The 17,838-nt window shown below is 62.8% G+C and carries 14 protein-coding genes; all 14 read right to left on the bottom strand.

What is annotated here, in order from left to right:
- Positions 1-443 precede the first annotated feature (443 nt).
- Positions 444-4,070, bottom strand: coding sequence for a vitamin B12-dependent ribonucleotide reductase (locus GXH28_RS13800; RefSeq protein WP_169239612.1), 3,627 nt, complete (start codon positions 4,068-4,070; stop codon positions 444-446).
- A gap of 47 nt (positions 4,071-4,117) precedes the next feature.
- Positions 4,118-4,570: a transcriptional regulator NrdR gene (gene nrdR / locus GXH28_RS13795; protein ID WP_169239611.1), complete on the bottom strand. Its 453-nt coding sequence runs from the start codon at positions 4,568-4,570 to the stop codon at positions 4,118-4,120.
- A 221-nt stretch (positions 4,571-4,791) separates the two neighbouring features.
- Entirely contained in the window at positions 4,792-5,946 is a 1,155-nt protein-coding gene (ftsZ, locus tag GXH28_RS13790) for a cell division protein FtsZ (protein ID WP_206156856.1), read from the bottom strand.
- A 223-nt stretch (positions 5,947-6,169) separates the two neighbouring features.
- Positions 6,170-7,399 (bottom strand): cell division protein FtsA, encoded by a 1,230-nt coding sequence (gene ftsA, locus GXH28_RS13785; protein WP_169239610.1) that lies wholly within the window; start codon positions 7,397-7,399, stop codon positions 6,170-6,172.
- Between the two features lie 85 nt (positions 7,400-7,484).
- Positions 7,485-8,279, bottom strand: a complete 795-nt coding sequence (locus GXH28_RS13780) for a cell division protein FtsQ/DivIB (protein WP_169239609.1) — start codon at positions 8,277-8,279, stop codon at positions 7,485-7,487.
- Entirely contained in the window at positions 8,276-9,292 is a 1,017-nt protein-coding gene (locus GXH28_RS13775) for a D-alanine--D-alanine ligase family protein (RefSeq protein ID WP_169239608.1), read from the bottom strand. The genes GXH28_RS13780 and GXH28_RS13775 overlap by 4 nt, the downstream gene beginning before the upstream one ends.
- Positions 9,285-10,256 (bottom strand): UDP-N-acetylmuramate dehydrogenase, encoded by a 972-nt coding sequence (murB, locus tag GXH28_RS13770; RefSeq protein WP_169239607.1) that lies wholly within the window; start codon positions 10,254-10,256, stop codon positions 9,285-9,287. The genes GXH28_RS13775 and murB overlap by 8 nt, the downstream gene beginning before the upstream one ends.
- Positions 10,257-10,297: 41 nt before the next feature.
- Positions 10,298-10,798: a four helix bundle protein gene (locus GXH28_RS13765; RefSeq protein ID WP_169239606.1), complete on the bottom strand. Its 501-nt coding sequence runs from the start codon at positions 10,796-10,798 to the stop codon at positions 10,298-10,300.
- Between the two features lie 56 nt (positions 10,799-10,854).
- A complete protein-coding gene (gene murC / locus GXH28_RS13760; protein WP_169239605.1) occupies positions 10,855-12,252 on the bottom strand; it encodes a UDP-N-acetylmuramate--L-alanine ligase in 1,398 nt (465 codons plus the stop codon).
- Positions 12,249-12,782 carry a hypothetical protein gene (locus GXH28_RS13755; RefSeq protein ID WP_169239604.1) on the bottom strand — a complete coding sequence of 178 codons (534 nt, stop codon included), beginning with the start codon at positions 12,780-12,782 and terminating at the stop codon, positions 12,249-12,251. Before GXH28_RS13755 ends, murC begins: the two co-directional genes overlap by 4 nt.
- Positions 12,779-13,768 carry a UDP-N-acetylglucosamine--N-acetylmuramyl-(pentapeptide) pyrophosphoryl-undecaprenol N-acetylglucosamine transferase gene (locus GXH28_RS13750; protein ID WP_169239603.1) on the bottom strand — a complete coding sequence of 330 codons (990 nt, stop codon included), beginning with the start codon at positions 13,766-13,768 and terminating at the stop codon, positions 12,779-12,781. The genes GXH28_RS13755 and GXH28_RS13750 overlap by 4 nt, the downstream gene beginning before the upstream one ends.
- Positions 13,758-15,173 carry an FtsW/RodA/SpoVE family cell cycle protein gene (locus GXH28_RS13745; protein WP_169239602.1) on the bottom strand — a complete coding sequence of 472 codons (1,416 nt, stop codon included), beginning with the start codon at positions 15,171-15,173 and terminating at the stop codon, positions 13,758-13,760. The genes GXH28_RS13750 and GXH28_RS13745 overlap by 11 nt, the downstream gene beginning before the upstream one ends.
- A gap of 44 nt (positions 15,174-15,217) precedes the next feature.
- Complete coding sequence (murD, locus tag GXH28_RS13740; RefSeq protein ID WP_169239601.1) at positions 15,218-16,657, bottom strand: UDP-N-acetylmuramoyl-L-alanine--D-glutamate ligase; 1,440 nt, start codon at positions 16,655-16,657, stop codon at positions 15,218-15,220.
- Positions 16,658-16,695: 38 nt separating this feature from the next.
- Positions 16,696-17,814 (bottom strand): phospho-N-acetylmuramoyl-pentapeptide-transferase, encoded by a 1,119-nt coding sequence (gene mraY / locus GXH28_RS13735; RefSeq protein WP_169239600.1) that lies wholly within the window; start codon positions 17,812-17,814, stop codon positions 16,696-16,698.
- Positions 17,815-17,838: the final 24 nt, after the last annotated feature.

The raw sequence follows: 17,838 nt of genomic DNA, 5'->3' as shown, positions 1-17,838 counted from the left end.
TCGCATGCGCGTCTGGACGGCTTGTTCGGTCGGCGTTGGAAGAACGAAACCGTCCACTACGCAAATTCGGTGATGCGGTTCGCTCGGTTAAGCCGGCCTGCCAAAACCGTGAAGGCCGCGTCAAGTCTGTCGTTTACAACGCTCATCGCTTGTGTCTGAAGGTTTTCAACTGAGCAATATCAGCGATTTCAACAAAGGGGTATGCGGGTTAAGCATCAAATGCTGCACCGCCGTTTGAGCAGGGACTTCCTTCTACCCTGGATTCCATCATCCGCGCCTGGACGCTGTGACAGCAGATGTGTGATTTCGTCCTTGTTGCGGGCGCACGTTTCGGGATTATCCAAGCGGTGCAGGGCAACGCTCAGCATTCGGCTATCACCTCTCCATCAAAATGACCATGCCGCGCTATTGAGGGACGACTTCTCGCCCAGGCGCGCCAACGACTACGAACAGCCAGTCGTGCTGCCGCAAGTTTCACACTTCAGGCAGGTCCCGTTGCGCACCAGCGTCCATGCGCCACATTCTGGGCATGGGTCGCCTTCGTAGCCCTTCAGGCGCGCGAGCCGCGCCTTCTCGCTGCGGCTGGCGTCGGCGGCGAGGCCGGTGGCTACGCCGCTTTTGATAGCCTGCAAACCGGCTGGGTGGTTGTCGGCGGCCCTGTGCGCGGCAAGGCGCGTGTGGCCGTTCTGCTGCGCCGTCTCATCGCTGAAGGCGCGGCTGGGCAAGCGCAACTGGGTGGGCGGCACCGCGCGTTCGCTGATCACTTCTTCGTCCAGATATTCCGGCTCAGGCACCTCCGACGTCGCGCCGACCTGGGCCAGGTCTTCGCGACCGAGATAGGTGATGGCCAGCTCACGGAAGATGTAGTCAATCACGCTGGTGGCCATCTTGATGTGATCGTTGCCGGTGACGACGCCGGACGGCTCGAACTTGGTGAACACGAACTGATCCACGAACTCATCGAGCGGCACGCCGTATTGTAGGCCGAGCGACACCGCAATGGCAAAACAGTTGAGCAAACTGCGGAAGCCGGCGCCTTCTTTGTGCATGTCAATGAAGATCTCACCGAGCGTGCCGTCTTCGTATTCGCCGGTGCGCAGGAAGATGCTCTGGCCGCCGATCTTCGCCTTTTGTGTGTAGCCGGCGCGCCGGTTGGGCAGGCGGCGCTGCTTGGCCAGATAGCGCACGACGACTTTTTCGATCACCTGCTGTTGCTGCGGCGTCACCGGCAATTGCTGACTCGCCTCGCTCACCAACTCGGCGGCGGCTTCTTCCTCCTCGTCGCTGCTTGTGTTCAACGGCTGGCTGAGCTTCGATCCATCGCGATAAAGCGCATTGGCCTTGGTGCCGACTTTCCAGGACAGCATATAAGCGTTTGCAATGTCTTCGACCGTCGCCTCGTTGGGCAGGTTGATGGTCTTGCTGATGGCGCCGCTGAGGAACGGCTGAGCGGCGGCCATCATCAGGATGTGGCCCTCGGGAGATATGAAGCGCTTGCCATACTTGCCGCACTTGTTGGCGCAGTCGAACACCGGCAAGTGTTCGGCCTTCAGGTGCGGCGCGCCCTCCAGGGTCATGGTGCCGCACACGTAGTCGTTGGCCGCGCTGATCTCGGCTTTGTTAAAGCCGAGCGCCTGCAACATGTTGAACTTGTAGTCGTTCAATTGCGCATCGCTGAAGCCGAGGACATTCCGGCAAAAGTCTTCGCCCAGCGTCCACTTGTTGAAGGCAAACTGGATCTCAAAGGCTGTGGCCAGCGCCGCCTCGACTTTGGCCAACGCTTCGTCGGTGAAGCCGCGCGCCTTGAGTGATTCGGGGTTGATGAACGGGCAGCCGGCCAGCGTGCCGTGCCCGACGGCGTATTTCACGATGTCCGCGATCTGCGCCTCGCTGTAGCCCAGCCGGCGCAGCGCTGGCGGCACGCTCTGGTTGACGATCTTGAAGTAGCCGCCGCCGGCCAGCTTCTTGAACTTCACCAGCGCGAAGTCCGGCTCGATGCCGGTGGTGTCGCAGTCCATCACTAACCCGATCGTGCCCGTCGGCGCGATGACCGTGACCTGCGCGTTGCGGTAGCCGTACTGCTCGCCCAGCGCCAACATGCGGTCGGCGTCCTCGCGCGCCGCCTTCAGCAGGTCGGGCGGACAATGCGCGGGGTCAATGCCCATCGGCGGGATGCTCAAGCCCTCATACTCTCCCGCCGGCGCGTTGTAGGCGGCGCGGCGATGGTTGCGGATCACCCGCAGCATGTGTTCGCGGTTGCGCGCATAGCCGGGAAACGGCCCCAACTCGGCAGCCATTTCTGCGCTGGTCGCGTAGGCGTGGCAGTGCATGATGGCGGTCAGCGCGCCGGCGATGGCACGGCCCTGCGCGCTATCGTATGGGACGCCCATCACCATCAACAGCGCGCCCAGGTTGGCGTAGCCCAGGCCCAACGTGCGGAATTCGTAGCTCAGCTCGGCCACGCGCCGGCTGGGGAACTGGGCCATCAGCACGCTGATCTCCAGCACGATCGTCCATAGCCGGACGGCGTGGCGATAGGCTTCGATGTCGAACCGGCCGCTTTCGACGTCGTAGAAACGCATCAGGTTCAGTGAGGCCAGATTGCAGGCGGTGTCGTCGAGGAACATGTATTCCGAGCACGGATTGCTGCCGCGGATTTCACCATCCGCCGGGCAGGTGTGCCACTCGTTGATGGTGGTGTGGTACTGGATGCCCGGGTCGGCGCAGTGCCAGGCCGCTTCGGCGATCTTGCGCCACAGCTCGCGCGCCTTCACCATGCGCTTGGGCTTGGGCGCGCGGCCTTCTTTCTTTGCCTTCTCGATCTCTGTGCGCCAGATCAGCCCCCATGCCTTGTCCTCGATCACCGCTCGCATGAATTCATTGGTGACGCGCACGCTGTTATTGCTGTTCTGGCCGCTGACGGTCGCATAGGCTTCGCTGTTCCAGTCGGTGTCATACTCCGGGAAGTAGATGCCGGTGTATCCCTGCTGTGCGTATTGGATCACACGCTCGATGTAGTTTTGCGGGATGAGCGCCCGGCGCGCCTCGGCAATGGCCTGCGCCAGCTTGGTGTTCTTCTTGCGATCGAAGCGCGTCGCCGGGTCCTCCCATTCGTGGCAAGCCCGCATGATGGCGTTCAGGTGCTTGTTGTTGAGCTTGCTGCCGGTCACCAGCGACGCCACTTTCTGCTCTTCGATCACCTTCCAGTCAATGAAAGCTTCGATGTCGGGGTGATCCACGTCCAGGATGACCATCTTGGCCGCGCGGCGCGTGGTGCCGCCGCTCTTGATTGCGCCGGCGGCGCGGTCGCCGATCTTGAGGAAGCTCATCAGGCCGGATGACTTGCCGCCCCCGCTCAGCGGCTCGTTCTCGGCGCGCAGCTTGGAGAAATTGGTGCCCGTGCCGCTGCCGTATTTGAAGATGCGCGCCTCGCGCACCCACAGGTCCATGATGCCGCCCTCATTGACCAGGTCGTCCTCGATAGACTGAATGAAGCACGCGTGCGGCTGTGGGTGGGTGTAAGCATCCTCGGAGCGCTTCGCCTTGCCGGTTTGCGGGTCAACGTAATAGTGCCCCTGCGACGGGCCGGTGATGCCGTAAGCCCAGTGCAAGCCAGTGTTGAACCACTGCGGGCTGTTCGGCGCGGCCATCTGCTTGGCCAGCATGTAACACAGCTCGTCGTAGAAAGCGCGAGCGTCATCTTCGGTGTCGAAGTATTTGTGTTTCCACCCCCAGTAGGTCCAGCACCCGGCCATGCGGTTGAACACCTGCCTGCTGTCGCGTTCACCGTGGTCGAGCGTTGCGCCTTTGGCCGGCATGCTGCGCTGCAACCAATCGGGTACGCCACGCTCACGCACGCGCACGGTGGCGCTGGGTACGCCTGCCTTCCGAAAGTACTTTTGTGCCAGGATGTCGGTGGCCACCTGCGAAAAGTGCTCCGGCACATCAATATCGTGCATCTCGAACACCGCCGAGCCGTCGGGATTGCGAATGACAGAACTACGCTTAACGAACTGGATGTCTGCGTATGGACTCTCGCCGGCTCGGGTAAATCGTCGTGTGATCTTCATGTTGACACCTGATTCGAGTGATGACACCTGAGTGATGACGGTCCTAGCTAACGCTCTGCTAGGAGCCGTTCGATCTCGTTTTTTACACTTTCAAGGTCTTTCAGATTGAGATAAACGATGGCATAACGGATGTAGGCTACTTCGTCCAGCTCACGCAAACCCTGCAGCACCATGTCACCGATGGCGCGCGCGGGCACCTCGCTGACGTTCATGGCAAACACCTGCGCCTCGACCTGGCTGGCCAACCGCTCGATATCTTGCGCAGCAACCGGCCGCTTGGCGCAGGCGATGCGCACCCCCTCGAGAATCTTATCGCGGTTGAACGCTTCGCGCCGACCGCCGCGCTTGACGACCAGAGGGGTCGTTTCAAGCACACGTTCGATGGTGGTGAAGCGATGGCCACATGCCCTGCAACTGCGCCTGCGGCGTATTCCCCCCGAAGGTTCACGCACCGTGTCAATAACATGGGTATCACCAGAAGCGCAGCTTGGACATTTCATAACTCATCCGTGCCATATCTGGCGTTAGAACATTTGCTCTGCCCCATATATAGCCGAAAGGGGAACGCCAATTCTAAGGACCCATTCGCTCAAAGTCAACGGGGGACGGGAAATTTAAGGCTGACGACAGGTCATCCGAACGGCGACAGAGTGATCGCGTGAAGGCAAATCACCCTGTCGCTGCCATGGATGAGCGCCGATGTCGCTTCGACGTGCTCAAGCTATCGCCGTCGCAAGAAAGAAGGAAGCTCCAGATTATCGGGGTCGAACTGAGCCGCGCGGGCCAGCGAAGGCTCGGCCTCGCTGCGCGATGCGTCTGTGTTGAGTGAGGACGATGCGTAATTGGCTGCGGCGGTCCGCATTGCTGCGCTGCTTGGGCGGATCATCCGGCGCGGGACGTTGCCTTGGTGGTCGAAGCCGGTGGCAATCACCGTAATGCGCACTTGATCTTTCATGTTCTCGTCCACCACTGCGCCAAAGATCACATTGCAGTCGGGGTGGGCCGCCGACTTGATAATCATGGCTGCCTCGTTCACCTCGAACAGGCTGAGATCTGGGCCGCCGGTGATGTTGAAGAGAATACCGCGCGCGCCGTCAATGGTCACATCCAGCAGATTAGACGTAATCGCTTGCTCGGCCGCCGCGCGCGCCCGCCCTTCGCCGCTGGCCGTGCCCACCGCCATGAGCGCGGCGCCTCCCTCGGACATGATCGTGCGCACATCTGCAAAGTCGAGGTTGATCAGCCCAGGGACGGTGATCACCTCACTGATGCCCTGGATACCCTGACGCAACACGTCATCGGCTGTGCGGAAGGCTTGTTGTAGGGTGGCCTTCTGGCCAACGATGTCCAGCAAGCGGTCGTTCGGGATTACGATCAACGTGTCCACGTGCTCCTTCAGCCGTTCGATGCCGGCTTCAGCCGTGCGCATGCGCGGCGTCCCCTCGAACGAGAAAGGCTTGGTCACTACGCCGATGGTGAGCGCGTTCAGCTCTTTGGCGATGCGCGCGATGACGGGCGCTGCGCCGGTGCCCGTGCCACCGCCCATGCCGCATGTGATGAAGACCATGTCGGCTCCCTTGAGCAAGCTGTAAATCTCGTCGGCCGACTCTTCCGCGGCTTTCTCGCCAATTTCGGCGTTGCTTCCCGCGCCGAGGCCGCGCGTCACCTTCTCGCCGATGCGCACGCGAATGGGGGCATGGCTGAGCATCAGTGCTTGCTGGTCGGTGTTGACGGCGATGAACTCAATGCCGGCGAGGCCCTCGGCGATCATCCGATTGACCGCATTTTGACCGCCGCCGCCGACGCCGACGACTTTGATTTGAGCAGGTGACTCGGCACGCATGTCCGTCCAATGCTCTTCTGGTTGTAGATTCATAGGAATGCTTCCTCCATTACCGCTGCGAATGTTCCCGCTTGCTCACAAGTAGTTCACAGATTTTATTCTGCTTATCCACAGTGTCAAGCAGTTTATCCACAGCTTTTCCAAACATCGAGAGTTTTAAGCCAAGGAATGCCCGGGTTATCCTGCGTGCGCGCGATGTCGCGTGCAGCCGGTCCGGACACTCCACGCAACGCGGTCCAGAGGACTGCCCTTCAGTTCAATCCGGTAACAAATTCCTCAACCACCCTGGCAAGTCCAAGCGAGGGTTGAAACGTCGGCGTTTGCTGGGCTTGGCAACTACGCCCTGTAATCCCCAATGCAGCATTCCAACCGCGGTCGAGAAGGCCGGAGACTGCAAGTTGTCCACCAAGCCATACAAATTCATCGGGCGCGTCAAGCGAACCGGTCGCCCCGTTGTCTCGCGCGCCGACTCCCTCAAGCCTGGCAAGAGCGAACCACCTCCTGTGATCACGAGTCCGGCCGGCAACAGGCCGTCATAACCGCTGCGCTTGATCTCCTGTTCAATCAAGCCGAACAGCTCGTCGGCGCGAGCGCGTAGAATCTCCGCAGCTTCGCGCCTGGAGACGCGCACGAGCGGCTCATCACCAAACCCCTGGACGTCGCAAACCTGATCGCCCGGCACATCGGGCGGATGGGCGTGCCCGTAGTGCACTTTCAAGCGCTCGGCGGCGTCCATCGGTAGTCGCAGCACCTGAGCCAGGTCGCTGGTGAAGTGCGCCCCGCCCACCTCAAGCACTTTGGTATGCCATGCCGATCCGTCAATAAACATGGCGATGCCCGTAGTGCCGCCGCCAATATCCACCAATACTGCGCCCATCTCGCGTTCAGTCGGGGTGAGCACGGCCTCGGCTGAAGCGAGCGGCGAGAGCACGAACTCGCTCACGTCCACGCCGGCCATGTGCGCGCACTTGAGCAGGTTCTGCATCGCCGTCGTCGCGCAGGTGATGATGTGGGCCTGCGCCTCTAGCCGGAAGCCCAGCATACCGATCGGGTTGCGTACGCCATCCTGATCATCTACTCGGAAGTGCCGCGGGATCACGTGCAGGATCTCGCGGTTGTTCGGCACGGCTATGGCTTGCGCCGATTCCAGGCAACGATTGACGTCGTCGAACGACACACCCTGGTCGCCTCGGCCGATGGCGACTGCGCCCTGGCTGTTCTGCGAAGCGATATGGTTGCCGCTGATGGACATGAGCACGTGCGATGCCTTCATCCCCGAGGAGGCTTGCGCGCCGGCTAACGCCTCCTTCAGGCACGCTGTGGCGTCGCTCACGTTGATGATTTGGCCGCGCCGGATGCCGCGGGCGACCGCCATGCCCACGCCGATGATCGTGAAGCCGGCCTCGTTGTCAGCGGTCTCGCCCACCAGCGCCACGACCTTCGTGCTGCCGATGTCCAAAACGGTGATCGTCTTCGGTTCTGCCATGTATTGTGATAGTCGAGCGCCGCGAAACTTGCGTCTACGATTCAGAACCTGCCATCAGCCTTTTGTGCGTGGCCCGCCTCCCATCTCACCGGATGTAGTACGGCGCCTCCACGAAACGCACATCCAACACTCGCGCTTCGATGCCCTTATCCACCAATTGCTGTTGCAACGCGCGCGCCAGGCGCAACTTGTCGCTCATCGCGCCGTCATAGGGTGCATCGCCCAGCCGCACGCGCCACTTGCGATCGTTGACCCACATCAGGCCAAACTGCGACGAGTACGCATAGCGCGTCACGTTGGGTTGCGCAGCGATCAGCTCGTTCAGGGCGCGCAACAGGCGCGGATTAAGCCGGCTGCCCGGCGGCGGCAGCGCGCCATCCTCGACGCGGATGAAGAGCTGGGCCGGCATGTCTGCCCGCGCCACCTGCACCCTGCCTTCGAGGTCGTTCCATACCTGGCCGTCCCGGCTTTGCCACAACGCCATCGGGCGCGCCGGTTGAACGGTGATCACGCACTGGACGCGCCACTCCCAACGACATGTGACCGACGCTGCTTCCACGCCCGGCAGGTCATCCACTGCTTTAGCCGCTGCGTCCAGGTTGGCGAAGTGGAAGTGTTCGCCCTGTAGCCCGCTGGCGCCGATAATCGCCTCGACCGGCACGCCGTCGTTGTTCTGTACCGTGATGTCGCCGATGCGCCAACTCTCGCCGCTATACCACTGCGCGCCGAGCATCGCTCCGGCGACGCATACGACAGCAGCGAGCGTTTGCGACCGGCGGGCCCAGCGCCGCTCGGCCCGCTGCGCCAGCGCCACATCGAAGCGCGTCCACGACGCCGGCTTGCGGTCTCGCGGCGGTCGGTAGTTCAACATCTCCTTCATGGCTCCATCGCCAACGCAATCAGTCGGTCGAGCAGCTCGCTATACGGGATGCCGGTGGCCGCCCACAGCTTCGGATACATGCTGATGTCGGTGAAGCCGGGGATGGTGTTGATCTCGTTGATGAACACCTCCCTGCTCTCGCCGTTCATCAAAAAGTCCACGCGCGCCATGCCGCGCGCATCGGTCAGTAAGGCCGCTTTCACTGCCATTTCGCGGATCCGCTGCGCCAGTGCATCCGGGATGGGCGCCGGAATATGCAGGCCAGAGGCCGCCTCACCCTTATCCAGGTATTTGGCGGCGTAGTCATAGAACTCGCGGCTGGGCGTAATTTCGCCGACGACTGACGCCTGCAGATCGTCGTTGCCCAGCACGCTCACCTCTAGCTCGCGCGCATGTGGCACCGCCTGCTCGATCAGCACCTTGCGATCCCACTTCAGCGCCTCGGCCATGCCCGCATGCAACTGCTGGACGTTCTTGGCCTTAGTGATGCCGACGCTGCTACCCATGTTGGCCGGCTTGACGAAGCACGGGAAGCCGAGCTGCGTCTGCACCGCGCGCTCAACATGCTCCGGGGCCGATAGCCACTGGTGCCGGCGCGCAACGATGTAATTGACCACCGGTAACCCATGCGCGCGCATCACATCCTTGAAAATCACCTTGTCCATCCCAACCGCCGAGCCGACCACGCCGGCGCCGACGAAGGGCACGCCGATCAGGGTGAGCAAGCCCTGCACGCTGCCGTCCTCGCCCATCGGGCCATGCAGCAGCGGAAAGACCACGTCGAACTTGCGCAGATCTTCCAGCGGGATCGTCCACTCACCCGCTCTGCTGATGAACACCGGCGTGACTTCGTACTTGCGGCCGTCTAACGCCTGCATGACCGATGCCGCCGACATCAGGCTCACGTCGTGCTCGCCGGATTGGCCGCCGTATAGCACGGCCACTTTGAGCTTTGCGCCGCGCGTCGCAAGCCCTGAGTGGTTTTGGGCCTTGGGCAAGGGGGAATCACTCATGTTCAATTTCAGACGCTTGGCTGCCGCCGCGCAGCTTCCCTGCGCCTAGCGCTGCGGCCGACCACTCACCCACCAACTCGATCTCCAGCTCCAAGTCCACGCCGAAGCGCTGCAGCACGGCATCATGCGCCAGGTCAATCAATGCCTTCACGTCGCTGGCGCGGGCGTCGCCGGAGGCGTTGATGAAGAAGTTGGCGTGCTTGTCGCTGATCATGGCGCCGCCGATGCGTTTGCCCTTCAGCCCGCAGGCTTCAATCAAGCGGCCGGCATAGTCGCCTTCGGGATTCTTGAACATGCTGCCGATCGACGCGCCGGACGGTTGCGTTGCTTTGCGTTTGGCGATGAATTCGTTCGCCCGGCGCTCCAGATTCCCGCGATAGTCCAGCTTGAGGTCAAAGGTGGCGCTGAGCACAATCGGCCGGTTGGCCGGCGCATAGCGCTTGAGCGCGCTGGTGCGATAGCCGAACTGCAACTGGCGCGGCGTCCAGTACTCCGGCGGCTGGCCGCGTCGCATGACGCGCACCAAGTTCAGGTTGCTGGCGATGTCTGCGCCGTGCGCGCCGGCGTTGCCGATCACGCCCCCGCCTACCGTGCCTGGGACGCTGACGGCCCATTCCATGCCGGCCAGCCCACGCTCGATGCAATCGCGCGCCAGCGTGGTCAGCATCACGCCGCTATCCACCTCGACGCGCGCCCTGCCCCCGCGCAGGTTGAACTTGACCTCCCGCGCGCGGTTGATGATCACCAACCCGCGCACGCCGGCGTCGCTCACCAACACATTTGCGCCGCCGCCGAGCACCAGATAGGGCAGTCCCATCTCATCGGCGCGTTGGGCCACAGCGATGAGCTCATCGGTGGTGCGCACCTCGATCAACAGGTCGGCCGGGCCGCCGATGCGCGCCGTCGTGTGCTTCGACAGCGGCTCATTGCGTTTGGCGCGGGATTGCAGTTCGTTTAGACTCATACCGGAATGGAGAGCAGGGATTGGGAATTAGAGATTAGAGATTAGAGATTGGACTGTGACGGATCACTTTTGATCCATGCAAAGTCTTTTTCGTCGAAAATTAAGGCCGATTCGTCCACAGGTCCGGCGATGTATGGCGCTTGTTCCTCTCGCAAGGAGGGCTTAGATCTTTTTGCGTCACGCTTCTGCATCTTCAGGCTATTTGCGAATTGATTGATTTGGCGAGCCAGATGCGTGAGCGCATTTGAATAATCTTGCGCGACATTGCTTTGCAGCAAACCCCGATGAGCCGCTCGGTTCAGCCAATACTTCGTCTCGAACAAGCTGCCGCGCGCGTAATAGAGAAACTGTAGCTTTTCGCCGAAGTTGAATCGGCCGAAAGACTCAGCAATATTCGCTCCAATCGAGTCCGTTGCTCGTACAAGCTGGCTTCCCAACGCGTCGCGCGCAAAGGCATCCCATTGGACGACATATCGCCAGATCTCATCGGCAATGCTTTCGGCAGCCCGAAGCACTTTCAAATCTTCCAACGAAGTTCCCATTTCAACCTCCTATCCCCAAAATCTCCAATCTCCAATCTCTAATCTCTAATCTCCTCCTACCTCCTCAACATCTCCAATAACCTCTCGCCCACCTGGTTGCCGTCGCCGGCGCTGAGCGTGATGACCACATCGCCGCCTTTCACCTGCGAAAGCAACATGCCCAATGCGTCGCCGAACGAGGCTGCGTTGCGCGCGTCGCGATGGCGAATCTTGCGCGCGATCTCGATTGGATTGAGCGCGTTTGCGATGAAGCCGAAATCCTCCTGGCGCTCGCGCGCCGCGTAGATCGGCAGCACGATCACGTGGTCGGCGTCGTCGAAGGCCTCAGCAAACGCATCGAGGAGCGCAGCGGTGCGGCTGTAGGTGTGCGGTTGCCAGATCGCCCAGATGTTGCCTAACGGATAGCGCTGGCGTGCGCCGCGCAGCGTCGCTTTGATCTCGGTCGGATGATGCGCGTAATCGTCGAAGATGCGCACGCCGCGCGCCTCGCCCTTCAGCTCGAAGCGACGGCCGGCGCCTCGGTAGCCGCCGAGCGACTTCACCGCTTCGCCCATCGGCACGCCACAGGCATCGGCCGCCACCAGCGCCGCCAGCGCATTCAGCACGTTGTGTTCACCCGGCACGCGCAACGAACATGCCCCACTCACTTCGCCGCGGATGCCTGCACCCGTGAAGGAGAAGTCCACGCCGCCCAGCGGGTTTGCGCGCAGGTTGGATGCGCGCCACAAGCCACCCTGGATGCCGTAGTCCACGACCGGGGCAGACACGCCGGCGCGCTTGAGCATGGCCACGCAACCGGCATCGTCGGCGCAGGTGATCACCACGCCGTCTTTGGGCACGCTCCGCACGAACATCGCGAAAGCGTCCAACGTCGCATTGAGATCCGCAAATGTGTCGGGATGGTCATACTCCACGTTGGTCACCACGGCGACCCGCGGCTGAAAGTGCAGGAAGGTATGGTCGTACTCGTCGGCCTCGACGACGAAGGCTTCGCCTACGCCCCAGCGCGCGTTCACGCCCAGCGGCTGCGGCGTCGCCCCGATGACGAACGACGGCGCAAGGCCGGCATCGGTCAGGATCGTTGCGATCATGCCTGCCGTTGTGCTCTTGCCGTGCGTGCCCGCAACGGCGATGCCCACGTTGTCCTGCATCAAAGCGCCGATCAAGTCACCGCGATGCCAAACCGGGATGCCGCGCCGCCGCGCTTCGACCAACTCCGGCTCGTCTTTGGCGATCGCCGACGACGGCACGAGGATGTCCACTCCCTCGAGATGGCGCGGATCGTGGCCGACGACGACCGGGATGCCTTCGGCCTGCAACGCCCTGAGCGCCGGCGAATCGGCGCGGTCGTCGCCGCTGACGCGCACCCTGCGCGCGTACAACAGGCGGGCCAGCGCGCTCATGCCGGCCCCGCCGACGCCCATGAGGTGGATGTGTTTATCGAGCCAACTCATACCAGAACCACGATGACGAACAGGAAGATCAGGATGAGCACGAAGACCAGCAGCGAGCCGCTGAAGATAACCGGTGCCCCGCTCTTGATGAAAAAGAACTCATTCCAACCTCCCGGCGGCGGCGTGAAGAGATTGGCGTATTGCCCATCCAGCAAGCCAGCTTGTAGCGCCCAAAAGGCCAGCGAGCTGAACAGCAAGTAGCCGTTGAACATGCCAACCAGGAACGACAGCAAGCCATATTCAAAGCGATTCGCGCCGTTAGCCTGAAAGCGACCACGCGCGACGATCGGGCTGAGATAGCCAAAGAACACGATCAGCAAAAAAGGCGCGGCGCGCCAGAAGAAGCGCCAGACCGGGTCTTCATTTGCCCACAGCGGATTCATGATGTTGGTGAACTGCGGCAGTGAATAGATGAACAGAGCAAACAACACGGTAAACGTGACGATCACCTCGCGCACCCAGCCGCGCGAGGTGCCGATGAACCCCCACACGATGAGATAGAAGACGAAGAAGACGTCGGCGTTGATCATGTCAATTGGCTATGGCTCGCTTCAATCAGCAAGGCCGCGATCCGCTCCGCGCCATCCCTTCGGCCCAGTCGCAGGGACGCCTGGCGCATCGCGTTCAGGCGTTCCGGCGCGCCAAGCAACGCGATGACGCGCGGCAGGAGACCTTCTCGCTCATCCATGAGCGACCCATCTTCGACCACCATGGCGGCATCCCGGTCGGCGAGGTATTGCGCATTGACCCGCTGATAACGCCAAGCGTAGGGATACGGCACCAAGATAGCCGGCAGGCCGAGGTAGGGCAGCTCGCCCAACGCGCTCGCGCCGGCGCGGCAGACCGCCAGATCCGCCGCAGCCATCGCCAGCGCCATCTCATCGTGCAGGTATTCGAAGGCCAGATAGCGCGCGCGCTGTCCTTCCGGCAACTGCGCGCGCGCGGCGCTCACCTCCGCCCAGTCCGTTGCGCCGGTGACGTGCAAGACGACGGCGCCTTCCAGCAGGCGCGTAAGTCCGGCCAGCACCGCACGATTGATGCTGCGCGCGCCCTTGCTCCCGCCATAGACCAACAACACGCGTTCGCCTGGCGCGATGCCGAAGTGTTGACGCGCTTCCTCGCGCGAGACCGCTGCGAAGACTTCGCGTACCGGGTAGCCGGTGACCACCATCTTATCGGGTGCGATGAAACGCGCAGATGCCTCCGTCGTCGTTGCGACCCTCGCGGCGAAGCGCGCCATGACCCGTAGCGCGTGGCCGGGTTGAATGTCCGGCAAATACACCACGCTGGGGATGCGCTGCAGCCATGCCGCTAGGCTGACCGGCACGCCGACGAACCCGCCGGTCAGGAAAACCACGTCCGGCTTGAATTCGGCGAGGATGCGCCACGCCTCGACCATGCCGCGCAACGTGCGCAGCGCGCCGCCGGCAGCGCGCGCCAGCCCCACGCCGTGCATCGCGCCGGCCTGGATCGCCCGAAAGGGCACGCCCTCGCGGCTCACCAGACTACGCTCCATGCCACTTGCCTCGCCAACGAACAGCGCCTGGACCGCGCCGGCTGTTGCGCCTGCCGAGCGCGCCACCGATGCGAATGTCGCGCCCGACGATGAGCGCGTCGGCGGATTCGGGCTCAACTGCGCTTCGAGCGCTTTGAGCACGGTGAGCGCGGGCAAAACGTGTCCGGCTGTGCCCCCGGCGGATAGTAGAACTCGCACGAACTGCCTTGCCTCCTTTGACGTGACTGCCGACAACCGGCAGCTCGACCTGCCTCTCCCTTTCCCGCAATATGCGGCTGCCGCGCGCGACGCTGATCACCACGCCGCAGGCGATGAGCAGCGAGACGAGCGACGACCCGCCGAAGCTCAGGAATGGCACCGGCAGGCCGGTGAAAGGAATGAGCGCCATGATCGCCATCACGTTGAGCAACATCTGGCCGATCACCCAGATCACTACGCCGATCACGACGAACGAGCCGAATGCAGTATCGGCTGACTGCGCGATGCGCAACCCGCGCCACGCGAAAATAACGAACAAGGCCAACGTGATCGCCAACCCCAGCAGCCCCATCTCGTCGCCCAGCACGGCTATCACGCTGTCGGTGTGCGGCGTCGGCAGGTAGCCAAACTTCTGACCGCTGGCGCCGATGCCGTTGCCGAGCAAGCCGCCGCCGCCCAGCGTGATCAGCGTTTGTCGGATGTGATAATCCATCTCGTTCGGCGCCTGCCAGACTTTGATGAACTCGTTCATCCGGACAGCAGCGTGCGGGACGACGGTGGTCAACACCAGGAAGGCCGCTAGGGCGATCAACGTCACCAGGCCGAGCTGCTGCCCGCTCGCCCCGGCCATGAAAAACATCGCCAGCGCCACCATCACGATCACAGCGGCCGTGCTGAGATCGGGCTGGAGGACGATGAGGAAGCTCACTGCACCGACGATCACGCCAAACGGCGCCAGGCCGTTGGATACGCTCCGCACCTGATCACGGCGCGAGGCCAGCCAGGCTGCTGCATAGATGATCACGCCGAGCTTGACCAGCTCGCTGGGTTGCATCGAGCCGTTCAGCAGCGTCCGGCGCGCGCCGAACACGTCGTCGCCGAACAGGAGGACGGCGATGAGGGCAGCCAGACACCCGGCCATGATCCATACCGCAAAGCGACGGAGGATGCCGTAGTCGAGCCAACTGAAGAACACCAGCCCGACCAGGCCGATGCCGGCATAGAGCAACTGTCGGCTGAAGATGGCCAGCGGATTGCCCTCCTTCACCTGCGACCAGAAGAAGGTCGTGCTATAGGCCATGACGAGGCCCAGCGCCGTCAGCAGCAGCACCGCGCCGATGAAGACCCAATCGGCGCCCCGGCGCGCAGCCGCCGGCGCGCCGGCCCGCCGGCTTGAGGATCGCCCTCGCCGAACGGTTCGCATCATCGCGCCCTTGTCCACCACACCCCTCCTGAAGATTCACTTGCCGTCTACGCCGCCGGCAGGGCGTCCACCAACTTGCGGAAAAAATCGCCGCGCTCGGCAAAATCCTTGAAGGCGTCGTAGCTTGTCCCGCCGGGCGAGAGCAGCACCGCATCACCGGGTTGAGCCAGCCGGTGCGCTTCGGCCACGGCCTCTTCCAGCGAGCCACATTGTGACCATTGAAAGGCGAGCCGATTCGTCCGCTTCTGCTCATCGCTCAACTTTTCGGCGACCATCGGCCCCATTTCGCCGAACAGCACGACGGCCTTACAGCGCTCCACCATCATGCGCACGGCTGCCTCCCAGGGCAGATGCTTGTCGCGCCCGCCGCACAACAAGATCACCGGCTGATCGAAGCAGCGCAGCGCCGCCATCAGCCGCTCCGGGGTGGTGGCGATGGAATCGTCATACCAGCGCACACCGCCGCGCTGGGCGACGAGTTGCAAGCGGTGCGCCACGCCCCGAAAGGTCGTCGAGACGCGGCGCAGGGCTTCGACGGACGCGCCGGCCGCTGCGCAGACCGTCGCTGCCGCCAGGACGTTCGCGACGTTGTGCTCGCCCATCAGCAGCAGCTCGCGGCGATGACAGATCACTGCGTCTATGCGCGATGGGCGACCGCCGATCGGCGATTCAGCGGTGCGATCCACCCGAATGCGCAAATACCCGGCCGCGTCCATCCATGCGCCGTCGCCGCGCGGCTCGTTCCGTGTGCTGAACCACAGCGCGCGCGCCGACCCCTCTAGGCCGGCCGTCACCTCGTTATCCGCTGAAAGCACCCGCCAGTCGCGGGGCGATTGGAAGTCGAGGATGCGCCGCTTGGCGGCGATATAAGCCTCCATCGTGCCGTGCCGGTCGAGGTGGTTCGGCGTGATGTTGGTCACGCAAGCGATGTGTGGGCTGCGCGTCATCAGTTCGAGTTGAAACGAGGACAACTCCATCACCACCCAGTCCTCTGAGCGGATGCGTTCGACATCGCTGATGAGCGGGTTGCCAATGTTGCCGCCGACCCACACCGATCGGGCAGGCGCGGGGCTTCCCGCTGCCTCTTGGGTGCTGAGCTTCAACATCTCACCGATCAGGGTCGTGGTGGTGGTTTTGCCCGCCGAGCCCGTGACGCCGATGATGCGCGCCGGGCAAACCTCGAAGAAGACCTGCGCATCGTTGCTGAGCCGGATGCCGCGCCGACGGGCTTCTTGGACGATGGGCAAATCGCTTGGCACGCCGCCGCTCAGACAGAGCAGATCACAGCGGTCGAGCAGCGCCAACGGATGGCCGCCTAGCACGAAGTCCACGCCGGGCAGATCCGCCAGCGGTTGCAGGTCGAGCTGTTCGCGCGGTTTGAGGTCGCTCAGCGTCACGCGCGCGCCATGCGCGACGAGGTAGCGCGCCAGCGCTGTCCCCTGTCGCGCAATTCCCAGAATCACCACTTGCTTGCCGGTCCAGTCCATCTTGTCGGATCTTCCTGCGCTTGGCCCCTCCGGCGCGCTCACGAGGCCGGGTTGCCGAAGGTGGCCAACCCGATGCCGATCATGCCGAAGAGCAGAGCAATCACAAAGAAGCGTTGCACGATCTGCGGCTCGCTCCAACCGATCAATTCGAAGTGATGGTGGAGCGGCGCCATCCTGAAGAAGCGCTTGCCCTCGCCGAACCGGCGTCGGGTGTATTTGAAATACGTGGTCTGCAGGATGACGCTCAATACCTCCGCGACCGGGATGATGGCGATGATGGGCAGCAGCAACCACTGGCCGGTCATGAGCGCGACCACTCCCAGCGTTGCCCCAAGCGCCTCACTGCCCAGGTCGCCCATGATCATCTGCGCCGGATGAACGTTGAACCACAAAAAGCCGAGCATGGCCCCCACCAGCACCATGCACAACATCGTTAGGAACACCTGGCCCTGCATGTAGGCTATCACGCCATAGGCCACGAAGGCCACGCCGCTGACCAAGGTGGCGAGCCCATCCAGGCCGTCGGTGAAGTTCACCGCGTTGGCACTGCCGTGGATGACGAAGACGGCAAACGGTATCCAGAACACGCCTAGGTCTATTGGGTCGGGGATGCCGGGGACGGCCATCTTGCTGATGCCGAACAGCGGTCGGTCGGGGATGAGCGTGACGCCGGTTGCGTCGAGCGTGAACGACGGCGCCAGGTTCATCACCACGGCGGCTGCCAGCGCAATCAGCAACTGGAACAGCGCCTTGCTGCGCCCGCGCATTCCCTCGCCGCGCCGAACGCCGCGCACGCCCATGTAATCGTCAATCGCGCCCAGGATGGCAAAGCTCAGCATGACGAACATCGGGATGGCGAGCGACCGGCCGACGAGCACTACGCCGGCAAAGTTTGGATTGACGCGCACAGCGACGCGCGAATACAGGTACATGGCCAGGATCAGCGTCAATGTCACGCCGACGAACAGGATGCCGCCCATCGTAGGCGTGCCCATCTTCACGTAGTGGCTGGCCGGACCTTCGATGCGGATCTGCTTGCCGATGCGCAGACGCTTGAGCGTTCGAATCAACGGTCGCCCACACAGAACGGCGATCATGAAGGCGACGCCGCCCATCAGCAGACAAACCCCCATTTCGGGTGGTGCGGGGTTATACATCGTGTCGAATGTTCAATGCCGTGC

The organism is Candidatus Roseilinea sp. NK_OTU-006, assembly GCF_012931985.1.
Classification (GTDB): domain Bacteria; phylum Chloroflexota; class Anaerolineae; order J036; family Brachytrichaceae; genus JAAFGM01.
The sequence above is the reverse complement of the archived record's forward strand: the minus strand, read 5'-3'. Positions and strand labels throughout refer to the sequence as shown.

What these genes read in the sequence shown, in the direction of transcription:
- GXH28_RS13800 (WP_169239612.1), bottom strand. Translation starts at nt 4,070, where the DNA reads ATGAAGATCACACGACGATTTACCCGAGCCGGCGAGAGTCCATACGCA.
- GXH28_RS13765 (WP_169239606.1), bottom strand. Translation starts at nt 10,798, where the DNA reads ATGGGAACTTCGTTGGAAGATTTGAAAGTGCTTCGGGCTGCCGAAAGC.
- GXH28_RS13745 (WP_169239602.1), bottom strand. Translation starts at nt 15,173, where the DNA reads ATGATGCGAACCGTTCGGCGAGGGCGATCCTCAAGCCGGCGGGCCGGC.
- GXH28_RS13755 (WP_169239604.1), bottom strand. Translation starts at nt 12,782, where the DNA reads ATGATCAACGCCGACGTCTTCTTCGTCTTCTATCTCATCGTGTGGGGG.
- mraY (WP_169239600.1), bottom strand. Translation starts at nt 17,814, where the DNA reads ATGTATAACCCCGCACCACCCGAAATGGGGGTTTGTCTGCTGATGGGC.
- GXH28_RS13775 (WP_169239608.1), bottom strand. Translation starts at nt 9,292, where the DNA reads ATGAGTGATTCCCCCTTGCCCAAGGCCCAAAACCACTCAGGGCTTGCG.
- murC (WP_169239605.1), bottom strand. Translation starts at nt 12,252, where the DNA reads ATGAGTTGGCTCGATAAACACATCCACCTCATGGGCGTCGGCGGGGCC.
- GXH28_RS13780 (WP_169239609.1), bottom strand. Translation starts at nt 8,279, where the DNA reads ATGAAGGAGATGTTGAACTACCGACCGCCGCGAGACCGCAAGCCGGCG.
- nrdR (WP_169239611.1), bottom strand. Translation starts at nt 4,570, where the DNA reads ATGAAATGTCCAAGCTGCGCTTCTGGTGATACCCATGTTATTGACACG.
- murD (WP_169239601.1), bottom strand. Translation starts at nt 16,657, where the DNA reads ATGGACTGGACCGGCAAGCAAGTGGTGATTCTGGGAATTGCGCGACAG.
- ftsA (WP_169239610.1), bottom strand. Translation starts at nt 7,399, where the DNA reads ATGGCAGAACCGAAGACGATCACCGTTTTGGACATCGGCAGCACGAAG.
- murB (WP_169239607.1), bottom strand. Translation starts at nt 10,256, where the DNA reads ATGAGTCTAAACGAACTGCAATCCCGCGCCAAACGCAATGAGCCGCTG.
- GXH28_RS13750 (WP_169239603.1), bottom strand. Translation starts at nt 13,768, where the DNA reads ATGGAGCGTAGTCTGGTGAGCCGCGAGGGCGTGCCCTTTCGGGCGATC.
- ftsZ (WP_206156856.1), bottom strand. Translation starts at nt 5,946, where the DNA reads ATGAATCTACAACCAGAAGAGCATTGGACGGACATGCGTGCCGAGTCA.